Here is a 14,122-nt window from a genome sequence, read left to right as displayed (position 1 = left end):
GAGCACACCGGCGGGCGACTTCGGTTGGTGGCGCGTGAGTTTCAGTCGGCGGGGGTCGACGCCCAGAGTTCGGAGATCCCGACGCCCAGGTCGCCGAGCAGACGCCGGACCAGCGGCAGGCCGATGCCGATCACGCTGGACGGGTCGCCCTCGATCCGGTCGATGAACCAGCCGCCGAGCCCGTCGAGGGTGAAGGCCCCCGCGACCTGCATGGGTTCGCCGGATTCGAGGTAGGCCTCGAGGTCGTCGCCCGACGGTGTCCCGAAGTGCACCACCGTCGCGCTGTCCGCGGCGGCTTCGTCGACGACGGCACCGTCACGGACCCGCAGCACGCAGTGCCCGGTCAGCAGGGTGCCGCTGCGGCCGGCCATGGACCGCCAGCGGGCTCGGGCGACGGCCGCGGTGTGCGGCTTGCCCTGTAGTTCGTCGTCGATCAGCAGCATCGAGTCGCAGCCGATCACCACGGCGTCCGCGACGATCTCGGCGGGGAGGTCCGGCAGGACCGCCGATGCTTTCGCCCGGGCGAGCTCCGTGACGACGTGCTCCGGTGCGGCCCGGGGGCCGAGCGCGGCTTGGACCGCGTCCTCGTCGACGCCCGAGACGTGGACGTACGGCTCGATCCCCGCCTTGCGCAGCACTGTCAACCGCGCAGGCGAGGCCGAGGCGAGGACCAGCCGGGTCACGCCCGGTTCTGGAACGAGTACGGGGAGAACGGTGCGCGCGTGCGGTGCATCTGCACCGGCTCACCCCAGCGGTCCTGCGGGGTGTTGTCCACCACGCTGTCCGCCGCCGCAGCTGCGGCCGCGAACACGGTCACCAGTGCGGCCACGTCGGCGTCCGTCGGAGAGCCCTTGAGCACCGTGAGGAACGGCGTCCGGGTGTCGGCTGCGCCCGTCGCCGCGGCCTCCGCCTCAGCGGCGGAGTCGACGGTCGCCGCGGCCTCGGCCAGCACCTCGACGTCTTCGAGTACGGAGTCGCTCAAGATGTCGCCTGTCGTCGTCACAGCGGGATGTTCCCATGCTTCTTGGGGGGAAGCGTCACCATCTTGCGCTCAAGGAGTCGCAGGGCGGCAACGATCTGGCCACGGGTGTGCGACGGCGGGATGACCGCGTCGACGTAGCCGCGCTCGGCCGCCACGTACGGGTTCACCAGGGTGTCCTCGTACTCGTTCTGCAGCTCCAGGCGCAGCGCGTCCACGTCGGCGCCCGACGCCGCGGCGTCCTTGAGTTGCTTGCGGTAGACGAAGCCGACGGCGCCCGAGGCACCCATCACGGCGATCTGCGCGGTCGGCCACGCCAGGTTGACGTCGGCACCCATGTGCTTGGAGCCCATCACGTCGTACGCTCCGCCGTACGCCTTGCGGGTGATGACGGTGATCTTGCCGACCGTCGCCTCGCCGTAGGCGTAGAGCAGCTTCGCGCCGCGGCGGATGATGCCGTTGTACTCCTGGTCGGTGCCGGGCAGGAAGCCGGGCACGTCCACCAGGGTGATGATCGGGACGTTGAACGCGTCGCAGGTGCGCACGAAGCGCGCGGCCTTCTCGGACGCGTCGATGTCGAGGCAGCCGGCGAACTGCATCGGCTGGTTCGCGACGATGCCGACGCTGCGGCCGTCCACGCGACCGAAGCCGACGATGATGTTCGCGGCGCGCTCGGCCTGCACCTCGAGGAACTCGTCGTCGTCGAGCAGGCGACGGATGACCTCGTGCATGTCGTACGGCTGGTTGGCCGAGTCCGGGATGATCGTGTCCAGCTCGAGGTCCTCGGGGGTGAGCGAGTCCTCGATGGAGCCGTCGATCGGGTCGGACGGCGCCAGGCGCGGGGCGGCGGCCTGGTTGTTCGACGGCAGGTAGGACAGCAGGTCCTTGACGTAGTCGAGGGCGTCCTGCTCGCCGGAGGCGACGTAGTGCGCGACGCCGGACTTGACCATGTGGGTGTGGGCGCCGCCCAGGTCCTCCATGGTGACGTCCTCGCCGGTGACGGTCTTGATCACGTCGGGGCCGGTGACGAACATCTGCGAGGTCTGGTCGACCATCACCACGAAGTCGGTGAGGGCGGGGGAGTAGACGTGGCCGCCGGCGGCAGGGCCCATGATCAGCGAGATCTGCGGGATCACACCGGACGCCTGGACGTTGCGGTGGAAGATCTCGCCGTACAGGCCGAGCGAGACGACGCCCTCCTGGATGCGAGCGCCGGCGCCCTCGTTGATGCCGACGAGCGGGCGGCCGGTCCGCAGCGCCAGGTCCATGACCTTGACGATCTTCTCGCCGTAGATCTCGCCGAGGCTGCCGCCGAAGACGGTGGCGTCCTGGCTGAACACGCAGACGTCGCGGCCGTCGACGGTGCCGTAACCGGTGACGACGCCGTCACCCGCGGGCCGGTTGTCGGCCAGACCGAAGTTGACACTGCGGTGCCGGGCGAGCGCGTCGAGCTCGACGAAGGAGCCCTCGTCGAGGAGCGCGGTGATGCGTTCCCGGGCGGTCAGTTTCCCCTTGGCGTGGACGCGCTCGACGGCGGCCTCGCCGCTCGGGAGCATGGCTTCCGCCTGGCGTCGGTGCAGGTCAGCGAGCTTTCCTGCCGTCGTGTGGATATCAGGGGTGCTCGACGCCTCTTGCGCGGTGGGGTCCTGGACACTCGTCATAAGGACAGAGTTTATCCAGAGGGTTCCGGGGACCGTCGACCGAGGGCAGATTGGGTACAACCATTGAACCCAAGCTACTGGCGAGTATCAAGTCGGCGTCGAATCGGCCGGCCGATCGGAGGGTCGCGCGCCGACCGGGCCGCCCATAGGCTCGGGGGCATGTACACCGACCTGAACCGGCCACCCCTCGACCCGGACGCCCTGCGCGAGGCCCTGGTGAGCTCGGGGCCCGACGGCGACTCCCGGGCCTTCTACGCGAGCCTCGACCTGGTCGAGGAGACCGGCTCGACCAACGCCGACCTGCTCGCGCGCGCCGCCGACTCGGACCTCGACCGCGCGGTGCTGGTCGCGGAGTTCCAGGACCACGGCCGTGGCCGGCACGCCCGCTCCTGGGTGGCGCCGCCGCGGTCGGCGCTGTCGGTGTCGGTGCTGCTGCGCATGCCCGGCCTCGAGATCTCCAGCCTCGGCTGGCTCCCGCTGCTCACCGGGGTCGCGGTGGTCAACGCGCTGCGCTCGGTGGCGGAGGTGGATGCGAGCCTCAAGTGGCCCAACGACGTGCTCGTCGGGGGCCGGAAGGTGGCGGGCATCCTCGCGGAGGTGTCGCAGACGGTGCCGGTGCCCTCGGTGGTGGTGGGCGTCGGGCTCAACGTCAGCCTCACCGAGGACGAGCTCCCGGTCCCGACCGCGACGTCGCTGGCGCTGGCGGGCGCGGCCACCATCGACCGGGACACGTTGCTGCGCGGGGTGCTGCGGGAGTTGGCGGTCCAGTGGAACGCGTGGCGCGAGGACGGCTGGGCCACCGGGGGCCTCGCGGCGGACTACCGCGCCCGCTGCGCGACGATCGGCCAGCCGGTCCGGGTGAGCCTGCCGGGGGACCGCGAGCTCCTCGGTGTCGCGACGGACGTCGACGAACAGGGCCGCATCGTGGTGCTGCCGGACGGCGGCGGTGAGCCGGTGGCGGTCGCGGCCGGCGACGTCACGCACCTGCGGCCGCGGGACTGAGCTGGCGTCCGGACGTGTCCGGACGCACGGAGGGCGCGGGTCCTTCTCGACCCGCGCCCTCCGTCGCGTCTGTGCCCGGTTGGCTCAGTAGCGGTCGTTGTCCCAGGTGGTCACTGCCCAGATCACCACGACGTCGAGCGCGATGATCAGGATCGACCACAGCGGGTAGTACGGCAGCCACAAGAAGTTGGCGATGATCGACAGCGCCGCCAGCACGATGGCGGTGACCCGCGCCCAGGTGGCGCCGCTGAGCAGCGCGAGGCCCGTCAGCGCGATCAGGATGCCGACCACGATGTGGATCCAGCCCCAGGTGGTGACGTCGAACTGGTAGGTGTACTCGGGGCCGACCACCAGGAGGTTGTCCTTGGCGACGGCGGAGATGCCCTGGAACAGCTGCAGGATGCCGACGGTCATCAACAGAACAGCGGCGGCGATGGAGGCCCCGGCCGCGAAACCTTGCTTGACAGTGTTCTCAGCCTGGTGGGTTGCAGTTTGGTCCGTCATGGCTGGTTCCTCTCGTCTTGTCGGTGGCGAGTGATGAGCATGGTGCACTTCGCAAGAATTCTGTCGGCGTCGCCGCAGGTCGGACATCATCCGTGGGGGGTGAGCTTCGCCGGTTGCGAAGTCATCCGCCGTGGGTGATGCCGCCCCGGCCGCCCCGGTGCGAACCTCGGTGCTGACTCAGTGGCCGAGGAAGGACAACTCATTTGACGACCTATTCCGGCGGGGCCGCGACGCCCGCGTCCGCCCCGCCGTCCCCGGTGCCCCAGTCGACCCTCCCGCGCGGGTTGATCGTGCTGCTCGGCCTCGCGGGCGCCGTGGTTGCGGTGGCCGGCACGAGGGCCTTCGCCGGGATCGTCGGGCCGGTGTTCCTGGCGCTGATGCTGGTGGTGGGGGTGCAGCCGCTCGGCGACTGGGTGCAGCGCAAGGGCGCGCCCAAGTGGGTCGCGGTGATCTCGACGCTGACCGCGGTCTACCTGATCCTGCTCGGTCTCGTTGCGGCGCTGATTGTCTCGATCGCCCAGTTGGCCACGCTGCTGCCGCAGTACACCGACAAGGCCGACGAGCTGATCGCCAACCTGCAGAACCAGTTCGCGCAGCTGGACATCGGGTCCGAACAGGTGGAGAAGGCGCTCTCGAGCATCGATCTCGGCAAGGTCATCGGCCTGGTCGACGACGTGCTGCTCGGTTTGCTCGGCGTCTTCTCGAACCTCTTCTTCATCCTGGCGCTGCTGATCTTCATGGCTATGGACGCGAGTTCGTTCGGGGAACGGATGCGGGCGGTTGCCTACTCCCGTGCGGACATTGCCTACGCGTTCTCCTCCTTCGCCAGCGGCACGCGCAGCTACCTCATCGTCTCGACGGTCTTCGGCCTCATCGTCGCCGTGATCGACGCGGGTGTGCTCTGGGCCATGGGCATCCCGCTGCCGATCCTGTGGGGACTGCTCTCCTTCATCACCAACTACATCCCGAACATCGGCTTCGTCATCGGCCTGATCCCGCCCGCGCTGATCGCGCTGTTGGAGGGGGGCCCGACGCTGATGCTCTGGGTGATCGTCCTCTACAGCGTCATCAACGTCCTCATCCAGTCGGTGATCCAGCCGAAGTTCGTCGGCGAGGCCGTCGGCCTGTCGGTGACGCTCACGTTCTTGGCATTGGTGTTCTGGGGCTGGGTGATCGGGCCGCTGGGTGCGCTGCTGGCGATCCCGATGACGCTGCTCGCCAAGGCGTTGCTGCTCGACATCGACCCGTCGACGCGGTGGGCGAACGCGTTGATCACCGGGTCCGCGCCGAGTCCGGAGGAACTCGCGACCGCCGAACAGGAGGCCGCGGAGCGCGCCGCCGCCCTGCAGTCGGCGGCGCAGTCGGAGGTCACCGAGGCGGTACTGGACGCGTCCGTGGACCCGACCGACGGCGCCGCAGTGGTGGCCGCGGAGGGCACGGCGTCCGGCCGCGACTAGGTGGCACAATTTCGCGCATGGGATACCCGGACGATGCCCTCGCCGCGGACGAGGAACTGCTGCTGCATCGGCACCCGCACTGGAAGATGCTGCTGCTGCCGGCGATCACGTTTCTCCTCGCGACGGCGGCCGCCGGGTTCCTCGCCGGCCTCGCCCAGTCCCGGCTCGAGGGGGCGGCGCGCACGGTGGGCCTCCTCGTCGTGCTCGCGGGGTGGCTCGGGATCGTCGGCTGGCGATGCGTCGGCACGCTCGTCAGCTGGAAGTCGACGCACTTCATCATCACCGACCGCCGGGTGCTGATCCGGCACGGCGTGATCACCCACACGGGCATCGACATCCCGCTGGGCCGGATCAGCAATGTGCAGTTCCGGCACGGTCTGCTCGACCGGATGCTGAGGACCGGGACCCTGGTGATCGTGTCGGCCGCCGACGATCCGCTCGAGTTCGAGGACATCCCGGACGTGCAGCGGGTGCATTCGCTGCTGTACCACCAGGTGTTCGACTCGACGTACCTGGACCCGGGGGAGAACCCCGGCGGAGCAGTCGATTTCGGCTGATCGGTGGCAACGGATACGCAGCGGTTGCGCGGCTCCGTACTGTGGTGACGTGACTGCCGTACTACTTGCCGAGGACGACGAGGCCATTGCCACGCCGCTCTCCCGCGCGCTGGGTCGCGAGGGCTACACCGTGACCGTCGCCCAGACCGGACCCGAGACGCTCGACATGGCCCTGGGCGGGTCCTTCAAGCTGCTGATCCTCGACCTCGGGCTGCCCGGCGTCGACGGGCTCGAGGTCTGCCGCCAGTTGCGCGCCAAGGGGTCCAGCCTGGCGGTGCTGATGCTCACCGCGCGAACCGACGAGGTGGACTTCGTGGTCGGCCTCGACGCGGGCGCGGACGACTACGTCGGCAAGCCGTTCCGGCTGGCCGAGCTGATGGCCCGGGTGCGCGCCCTGATGCGCCGCGGCGGCAACGCCGACGACTCGGTGGTGGAGGTCGGCGACATCCGGCTCGAGGCGGCCGCCCGCCGGGTGCTGGTCGGCGGGACCGAGATCGCCCTGGCCAACAAGGAGTACGAACTCCTCAAGGTGCTCATCGACCGGGCCGGCGAGGTGGTCTCGCGCGACGTCATCCTGCACGAGGTGTGGGGCGACGCGGACCTGCGCGGGTCGAAGACGCTGGACATGCACATGTCGTGGTTGCGTCGGAAGATCGGTGACGAGGGTCCGGTCGCCGAACGTCGCATCGCCACCGTCCGCGGTGTCGGGTTCCGCTTCAACAACTGACAGGCCGCCGAAGTGCGTCGTCGCATCCTGCAGTCCATCGTCGCGGTCGTCCTGCTCACCGGTCTGCTGCTCGGCCTGCCGCTGATGTACCTCGGCTGGATGTGGGTCGAGGACTTCAGTCGGACCAGCCTGCAGAACCGGCTCGACCAACTGGCCGACGAGATCATCGCGCAGGAGGGCGAGGCCGGCGTGATCGAGGGCGGGCTCGACGTCGACACGCTGCGGTTGGCGATCCCGGACGGCGGCCGGCTCTCGGTGACCTACCCGATGCCCGACGACTCGGTCGCCCGCGTCGAGATCGGGGCGGAGCCGCTCGACGATCCGCTCGTCGAGTCGATCTCGATGGGCAAGTCCGGTTCGCTGCGGCTCGAGGTGTCGGCCGACCGGATGCAGACGATGCAGCGGCAGGCCGCCGCCGCCGTCGGGCTGGTGGTGCTGGTGACCTTCGGCGCGGGTGTGGCGGTGGCATCGGTCACCGCCCGTCGGCTGGCGGACCCGTTGCAGGACGTGGCGGACCGCGCAGCCCGGCTGGCGCAGGGCGACTTCCGTCAGGACGCGCGGCGGCACGGGATCCCCGAACTCGACCGCGTCTCGGACGTGCTGGACTCCGCGACCGTCGAGATCGCGGGGCGCCTGCAGCGCGAGCGTGAGCTCGTCGGCGACGTCTCCCATCAGCTGCGGAGCCGGCTCACCGCGGTCCGGTTGCGGCTCGACGAGCTGTCCGTGCACCCGGACCCGGCGGTGGTCCACGAGGCGGACGAGGCGCTCGCCCAGGTGGACCGGCTCACGCAGGCGATCGACGACCTGGTGCGCTCGTCCCGGGATCTCGGCGGCGGGCACCGCCGGGTGCCGGTGCTGGCGGAGCTGAGGACGGTGGTCGCGGAGTGGCAGCCGCAGTTCGAGCAGGCCGGACGGTCGCTGGTGCTGCGCGGGTCGCCGGACCTGTGGGCGTCGGCGACGGCGCCGCGACTGCGGGAGTCGGTGTCGGTCCTGGTCGACAACGCGTTGCGGCACGGCGCGGGCACCTGCACGGTGCTGGTGCGGATGGTGCCGGGCGTAGAGCCTCGCCGCGACGCGATGGTGTGCGTGGAGGTGTCGGACGAGGGCATGGGCGTCAGCGACGCGCTGGCCCCGCACATCTTCGAACGCGGGTTCTCCGGGGCGGGGTCGACCGGGGTGGGCCTGGCACTGGCGCGGGCGCTGGTCGAGGCCGACGGCGGACGCCTCGCACTGCAGAGCCGTCGACCGGCGCTGTTCGCGGTGTTCGTGCCGACCGCCCGCGGTGAGGATCCCGTCGCGCCGGTCGAACCGCGATAGCCCTCAGCTGTGGTCGAGTTCTTCCTCGGCGAGCTGGTCCGGGGTCGCGTCGAACGCGATGGTGCCGTCGGGCTCGACGCGGCCGTTCTCCTCGGGGAACGCGAAGCGGCGCAGCGCCCAGAACCGGAAGACCATCTGCAGCAGGTTGCCGATGATGTAGTTGAGCACGAAGTCGACGATCACCACGGTGGTGACGTCCTGCGTGCCGCGGATGTCGAAGACGTTGTTCGCGATCCACAGCGGGGCGGCGGCCAGGCCCACGCCGACGGCGCTGATGGTGAAGAACAGCAGCGCCTCGTGGTGGCGCTCGCGTCCGCCGCGGTGCTTGAACGCCCACTCACGGTTGAGGATGTAGCTCAGGATCGTCGCCATCACGCCGGAGATGATCTTGGCGACGACGGGCTTCTCTTCGAGGATCGTCAGGCTCAGCGAGTAGAAGATCGCGAGGTCGAAGATCATCGTGGTGCCGCCGACGAGGGCKAACTTGACCAGTTCGTGATGCTGCAACACCAGCCCCCGCAGGGGTTGGGGGAGGCGGCTCACGACTTGATCGATAAATGACACAACGGTTGAGTCTACGAAAGAGCCCGGTGTGACGTGCGACGGACACTCCGATCTCAGGCAGCTATCAGGATGGGCGGGGCGTCCGTCGCCTCCGGGTGGGTGCCGCCGACCTCGACGTACCCACGGCGAACCGGGCATGACACCATGTTCAGTCGTGAGCGTTGAACCCGGATCCCAGCCCCGCCCCACCAGCCCACGAGGCCCGAGCACCGGCATGCCGGTGGTCGCGATGATCGGTGGCGGGCAGCTGGCGAGGATGACGCACCAGGCCGCGATCGAGCTGGGCCAGTGCCTGCGGGTGCTCTCCGGCGGACCGGACGAGCCGGCCGCGCAGGTCAGCTCCGACGTGGTGCTCGGCAGCCACACCGACCTGGACGCGCTGCGCCGGGTCGCGGTCGGCTCGAACGCGCTCACCTTCGACCACGAGCACGTGCCCACCGAACACCTCGAGGTGCTGGTCGCCGAGGGCGTCAACGTGCAGCCGCCGCCGCACGCGCTGGTCTTCGCGCAGGACAAGCTGGCGATGCGCAGGCGGCTCGCCGAGCTGGGTGTGCCGGTGCCGGCCTTCGCCGAGGTGACCTGGGCCGGGGACGTGGAGCGCTTCGGCAACGAGCACGGCTGGCAGATCGTCGTCAAGGCGGTCCGCGGCGGCTACGACGGCCGGGGCGTGTGGATGCCGACCGACGCCGAGTCGGCCGAGGCGATCGTCACCGAGCAGCTCGACAAGGGCGTGCGGTTGATGGTCGAGCAGAAGGTCTCGATGCGTCGCGAGCTGTCCGCCATGGTCGCGCGCTCGCCGTACGGCCAGGGTGCCACCTGGCCGGTGGTGGAGACCGTGCAGCGGGACGGGCAGTGTGCCGTGGTGATCGCGCCCGCGGCCGACCTGCCCGCGGAGCTCGCGACCGAGGCCGAGCAGTTGGCGTTGCGGATCTCGGCCGAGCTCGGCGCGGTCGGGGCGATGGCGGTGGAGCTCTTCGAGACCACGGACGGCCGGCTGGTGGTCAACGAGCTGGCCATGCGACCGCACAACTCCGGACACTGGACGCAGGACGGCGCGCGGACCTCGCAGTTCGAGCAGCACCTGCGGGCGGTGCTCGACTACCCGTTGGGCGACACCTCGCCCATCGCGCCGGTGACGGTGATGGCGAACGTGCTCGGGGCGCCCGAGGCGCCGGCGATGAGCATGGACGAGCGGCTGCACCACCTGTTCGCCCGGATGCCGGACGCGAAGGTGCACCTGTACGGCAAGGGCGAGCGCAAGGACCGCAAGATCGGGCACGTGAACGTGGTCGGCGCGGCCGTCGGTTCGATCGACGACGCGGCGTACGTGGCGCAGGTGCGCGAGCGCGCCGAGCGTGCGGCGCACTGGCTCTCGCACGGGGAGTGGACCGACGGATGGGATGTGCACGGTGAGTGATTCGAACGGGCCTCAGGTCGGCCTGATCATGGGCAGCGACTCCGACTGGCCGACGATGGAGGCCGCGGCGGAGGCGTTGGCGGAGTTCGGGATCCGGTTCGAGGTCGGCGTGGTCTCCGCGCACCGCACCCCGCAGCGGATGCTGGACTACGCCCGCGAGGCGGCCGGTCGCGGGCTGAAGGTGATCATCGCGGGCGCCGGCGGGGCCGCGCACCTGCCCGGCATGGTCGCGTCGGCGACCGCGCTGCCGGTGATCGGCGTGCCGGTGCCGCTGAAGTACCTCGACGGGATGGACTCGCTCCTGTCGATCGTGCAGATGCCGGCCGGGGTTCCGGTCGCGACCGTGTCCATCGGCGGCGCCCGCAACGCGGGCCTGCTGGCGGCGCGGATCCTCGGGGCGTCGGACCCGGCGCTGCGGGCGGCGATGGAGAAGTTCCAGGCAGGCCTCGAGTCGATGGTGCTCGAGAAGGACGCGGCGCTGCGCGCCAAGCTGCTGGGCTGACCGAGAAGCGCGGGCGGGCAGTTGCCCGTTTCGCGCATCGGGGCGGGCCTTTCGGGTTAGATTCTGCGACGTTCGGATTTACGTTCATCGTTGCAACGAATTCCAACCTGGGAGAGTCGACATGCCTGCGCCGCTTGACGAGTACCCGATCCACCAGACCCCGCTGTCGATGGCGCGGGTCGCCACCAGCGACAAGAACTTCTACGACCGTTCGTACTTCAACGCCCTCGACACCGAGGGCGACCTGTTCCTGGTGACCGGCTTCGGGGCGTACCCGAACCTGGGTGTCACCGATGCGTTCGCGACCGTCCGCAAGGGTGATCGGCAGTGGGCGGTGCGGTTCTCCGACGCGCTCGAGGAGCGTTCGCTGGACCTGGCGGTCGGCGGCTTCCGCATCGAGGTCCTCGAGCCGCTACGGCGGCTGCGGGTGGTGTGCGAGGGCGACGACGTCGGCGGCCTCGGATTCGACCTCACCTGGGAGGGCTCCTGCCCCGCGGTGCAGGAGCAGCCGCACCTGCTCATGAACGGGCTGCGGCCGCAGCTGGATTCGAGCCGGTTCGCCCAGACCGGCACCTGGTCGGGCGTGCTGTCGGTCGACGGCGAGGACGTCGTCGTCGATCCGGACCGGTGGATGGGCACCCGCGACCGGTCGTGGGGGATCCGCCCGGTCGGCGACGGCGACCCGGCGGGCCGGCTCGTCGACAGCCCGTCCGAGGGCTTCTGGTGGCTGTACGTGCCGCTGCGGTTCGAGGAGTTCTCGGTGATCGTGATCATCCAGGAGAGCCCGGACGGGTTCCGCACTCTCAACGACGCGACCCGGGTCTGGAACGACGGCCGGATCGAGCAGCTCGGCTGGCCGCGGGTCGAGTTCGACTACGTCTCCGGCACCCGGCGGGCCCGGGCGGCCACCCTGCACCTGACCGCGGCCGACGGCAGCCCGGTGACGATCGAGGTGACCCCGCGAACCGGGATCGCGCTGCACGTCGGCGCGGGCTACGGCGGCGATCCCGAGTGGACGCACGGCCAGTGGCGCGGCCGCAAGTGGGTCGAACGCGCGGTCTACGACCTCACCGACCCGGCGATCGCGGGCCGTATTCCCTTCGGCGTCAGCGACTTCTCAGCCAGCGCCACCTGCAACGGTGAGCCCGGCGCCGGCCTGTTCGAGCACGCGAGCCTCGGCAGGCACGATCCCACCGGGTTCGCCGACTGGTCGTCGGTCGCCCCCTAGCGGCGGCCCCGCCGCCTGTGCGCCTTTCTGGTGGCTCCGGCTGCCGGAAAGGCGCACAGGCCCGCAGGGCCTACGCTGGTCCGCATGCCCAGCGACGATCCCGCACAGTTTCGGCTCACAGTGGTGGCGGAGGCATTGCGGCTGTTTGCCGAGAAGGGCTACGAGGCCACCACCGTCGACGAGATCGCGGAGGCGGCGGGCATCTCGCGGCGCACCTTCTTCCGGCAGTTCCGGGCGAAGGAGGACGTGGTCTTCGCCGACCACGAGACGCTGCTGACCCAGGCCGCCGAGTACCTGGACGCCGACCACGACGACCCGTGGAAGGCCGTGTGTGACGCCGCGATGCTGGTGTTCGAGCGCTTCTCGCACTGGCGGGACGTGGCCGAACGGCGCTACGCGGTGGTCCAGGGCGTGCCGGCGTTGCGGGACCGGGAGATCGTGACGGGCTACCGCTACGAGCGGCTGTTCGTGGAGTACCTGCGTCGTGAGTTGCCCGACGAGGCGGACCTCGAGCTGGTGCAGTTCGCGGCCTCGGTGACCGCCACCCACAACTACCTGCTGCGTCGGATGGTGCGCGACGGGGTGCGCGCCACCTCGGGCGAGTTGCGCGCCGCGCTGGCCGAGATCCGGACGCGGGTCCACCGGGCCGCGGGAGCGGACGGGTTCGCCGACGAGATGGTGGTTGCGGTCTTCCCGCGCGGGACCGCGCCGAACCGGGTGGCGGACCTGCTGCAGGAGCGGCTGGGTTCGGGGCGCTGACCGCGGGACCGGAGTGGAGGCGGCGCCAATCCTGCGCAGAGCCTGGCACTCGGTGCCGCACCGTGGCACGTAGTGTGCCAGGAACGTCCCGGTGGTTGGGGTATAGTGGCCTCAGTTTGGCACTGAGTGCCGCGTCGGACTTCGGTCGCGGCGGATCACCACTTTCTCCCAGAGGAGCTGCAGATGGCTGGAAACTCGGACTTCGACCTGTTCAAGCTCGCCGAAGAGCACGACGAGCTCCGGGCGGCGATCCGCGCGCTTTCGGAGAAGGAGATCGCGCCGTACGCCAAGGAGGTCGACGAGAAGGCCCGCTTCCCCGAGGAGGCGCGGATCGCCCTCGTCAACTCCGGCTTCAACGCCGTGCACGTGCCGGAGGAGTTCGGCGGACAGGGTGCCGACTCGGTCGCCACCTGCATCGTCATCGAAGAGGTCGCCCGCGTCTGCGGCTCGTCGTCGCYGATCCCCGCCGTGAACAAGCTCGGCACCATGGGCCTGATCCTGAACGGCTCCGAGGAGCTCAAGGCGCAGGTGCTCCCGTCGATCGCCGCCGGCGACGCGATGGCCTCCTACGCGCTGTCCGAGCGCGAGGCCGGCTCCGACGCCGCCGCGATGCGCACCCGAGCCAAGGCGGACGGCGACGACTGGATCCTCAACGGCTCCAAGTGCTGGATCACCAACGGCGGCCAGTCCGCCTGGTACACCGTGATGGCCGTGACCGACGCGGACAAGGGCGCCAACGGCATCAGCTCGTTCATGGTGCACAAGGACGACGAGGGCTTCACCGTCGGCCCGCTCGAGCACAAGCTCGGCATCAAGGGTTCGCCGACCGCAGAGCTGTACTTCGAGAACTGCCGCATCCCGGGCGACCGCATCATCGGCGAGCCCGGCACCGGCTTCAAGACCGCGCTGCAGACGCTCGACCACACCCGCCCGACCATCGGTGCGCAGGCCGTCGGCCTGGCCCAGGGCGCGCTCGACGCCGCGTTGGCCTACACCAAGGACCGCAAGCAGTTCGGCCGCGCCATCGCCGACAACCAGGCCGTGCAGTTCATGCTCGCCGACATGGCGATGAAGGTCGAGGCCGCACGCCTGATGGTCTACACCTCGGCGGCACGCGCCGAGCGTGGCGAGAAGAACCTCGGCTTCATCTCGGCCGCCGCGAAGTGCTTCGCGTCGGACGTCGCGATGGAGGTCACCACCGACGCAGTGCAGCTGTTCGGCGGCGCCGGATACACCACCGACTTCCCGGTCGAGCGGATGATGCGCGACGCCAAGATCACCCAGATCTACGAGGGCACCAACCAGATTCAGCGGGTCGTGATGTCCCGCGCGCTGCTCAAGTGAGCTGACCGCACAGCCCCTCGGTAGGCCCTGCGGCCCACCGCCCCACGTTCCCCGATGTCACATCGGTTCCCCCCGGGACACCCGATGTGACATCGGGGAACTGG

General features: G+C 70.1%; 15 protein-coding genes. 10 read left to right on the top strand and 5 right to left on the bottom strand.

The features are described 5' to 3' along the window. Positions 1-41 precede the first annotated feature (41 nt). Genes AC1DU4_RS16450 through AC1DU4_RS16440 form a run of 3 tightly spaced genes read right to left on the bottom strand, consistent with a single transcriptional unit; the run spans position 42 to position 2,640 of the window. Complete coding sequence (locus AC1DU4_RS16450) at positions 42-683, bottom strand: Maf family protein (RefSeq protein WP_477841535.1); 642 nt, start codon at positions 681-683, stop codon at positions 42-44. After that, entirely contained in the window at positions 680-982 is a 303-nt protein-coding gene (locus AC1DU4_RS16445) for an acyl-CoA carboxylase epsilon subunit (RefSeq protein WP_477841533.1), read from the bottom strand. Before AC1DU4_RS16445 ends, AC1DU4_RS16450 begins: the two co-directional genes overlap by 4 nt. Positions 983-999: 17 nt before the next feature. After that, on the bottom strand, positions 1,000-2,640 hold the full coding sequence (locus tag AC1DU4_RS16440) for an acyl-CoA carboxylase subunit beta (protein WP_072843655.1): 1,641 nt from the start codon (positions 2,638-2,640) through the stop codon (positions 1,000-1,002). A 159-nt stretch (positions 2,641-2,799) separates the two neighbouring features. On the opposite strand from AC1DU4_RS16440, the gene AC1DU4_RS16435 reads away from it, so the two are divergent. Then, positions 2,800-3,642, top strand: coding sequence for a biotin--[acetyl-CoA-carboxylase] ligase (locus AC1DU4_RS16435; protein ID WP_477841531.1), 843 nt, complete (start codon positions 2,800-2,802; stop codon positions 3,640-3,642). 84 nt (positions 3,643-3,726) lie between these two features. Here AC1DU4_RS16435 and AC1DU4_RS16430 read toward each other — a convergent pair whose 3' ends face one another. Further along, positions 3,727-4,146 (bottom strand): DUF7144 family membrane protein, encoded by a 420-nt coding sequence (locus tag AC1DU4_RS16430; protein ID WP_477841529.1) that lies wholly within the window; start codon positions 4,144-4,146, stop codon positions 3,727-3,729. A 203-nt stretch (positions 4,147-4,349) separates the two neighbouring features. Here AC1DU4_RS16430 and AC1DU4_RS16425 point away from each other — a divergent pair, with 203 nt between their 5' ends. The 4 genes from AC1DU4_RS16425 to AC1DU4_RS16410 are packed head-to-tail and all read left to right on the top strand — an operon-like array spanning position 4,350 to position 8,204. Then, positions 4,350-5,603, top strand: a complete 1,254-nt coding sequence (locus AC1DU4_RS16425; RefSeq protein WP_477841528.1) for an AI-2E family transporter — start codon at positions 4,350-4,352, stop codon at positions 5,601-5,603. A 17-nt stretch (positions 5,604-5,620) separates the two neighbouring features. Next, complete coding sequence (locus AC1DU4_RS16420) at positions 5,621-6,160, top strand: PH domain-containing protein (protein ID WP_477841526.1); 540 nt, start codon at positions 5,621-5,623, stop codon at positions 6,158-6,160. Between the two features lie 49 nt (positions 6,161-6,209). Beyond that, the gene (locus AC1DU4_RS16415; RefSeq protein WP_477841524.1) at positions 6,210-6,887 is read left to right on the top strand and encodes a response regulator transcription factor; all 678 of its coding nucleotides are present in this window, start codon (positions 6,210-6,212) and stop codon (positions 6,885-6,887) included. Positions 6,888-6,899: 12 nt separating this feature from the next. Further along, positions 6,900-8,204: a sensor histidine kinase gene (locus AC1DU4_RS16410; protein WP_477841522.1), complete on the top strand. Its 1,305-nt coding sequence runs from the start codon at positions 6,900-6,902 to the stop codon at positions 8,202-8,204. A gap of 3 nt (positions 8,205-8,207) precedes the next feature. On the opposite strand, the gene AC1DU4_RS16405 is transcribed toward AC1DU4_RS16410, so the two are convergent. Beyond that, on the bottom strand, positions 8,208-8,768 hold the full coding sequence (locus tag AC1DU4_RS16405; RefSeq protein ID WP_477841520.1) for a GtrA family protein: 561 nt from the start codon (positions 8,766-8,768) through the stop codon (positions 8,208-8,210). Positions 8,769-8,904: 136 nt separating this feature from the next. Between AC1DU4_RS16405 and AC1DU4_RS16400 the strand changes: the two genes are divergently transcribed. From AC1DU4_RS16400 to AC1DU4_RS16380, 5 genes are all read left to right on the top strand, one after another. After that, a complete protein-coding gene (locus tag AC1DU4_RS16400) occupies positions 8,905-10,185 on the top strand; it encodes a 5-(carboxyamino)imidazole ribonucleotide synthase (protein WP_477841518.1) in 1,281 nt (426 codons plus the stop codon). Next, entirely contained in the window at positions 10,169-10,687 is a 519-nt protein-coding gene (purE, locus tag AC1DU4_RS16395; protein ID WP_477841516.1) for a 5-(carboxyamino)imidazole ribonucleotide mutase, read from the top strand. Before AC1DU4_RS16400 ends, purE begins: the two co-directional genes overlap by 17 nt. A 121-nt stretch (positions 10,688-10,808) precedes the next feature. Then, on the top strand, positions 10,809-11,915 hold the full coding sequence (locus AC1DU4_RS16390) for an Rv3169 family protein (RefSeq protein ID WP_477841514.1): 1,107 nt from the start codon (positions 10,809-10,811) through the stop codon (positions 11,913-11,915). A gap of 84 nt (positions 11,916-11,999) precedes the next feature. Beyond that, positions 12,000-12,674, top strand: a complete 675-nt coding sequence (locus AC1DU4_RS16385; RefSeq protein ID WP_072843643.1) for a TetR family transcriptional regulator — start codon at positions 12,000-12,002, stop codon at positions 12,672-12,674. A 183-nt stretch (positions 12,675-12,857) separates the two neighbouring features. Then, positions 12,858-14,018, top strand: coding sequence for an acyl-CoA dehydrogenase (locus AC1DU4_RS16380; RefSeq protein ID WP_477841512.1), 1,161 nt, complete (start codon positions 12,858-12,860; stop codon positions 14,016-14,018). Positions 14,019-14,122 lie beyond the last annotated feature (104 nt).

It is taken from the genome of Rhodococcus sp. P4_F5 (genome assembly GCF_056401315.1).
The sequence above is the reverse complement of the archived record's forward strand: the minus strand, read 5'-3'. Positions and strand labels throughout refer to the sequence as shown.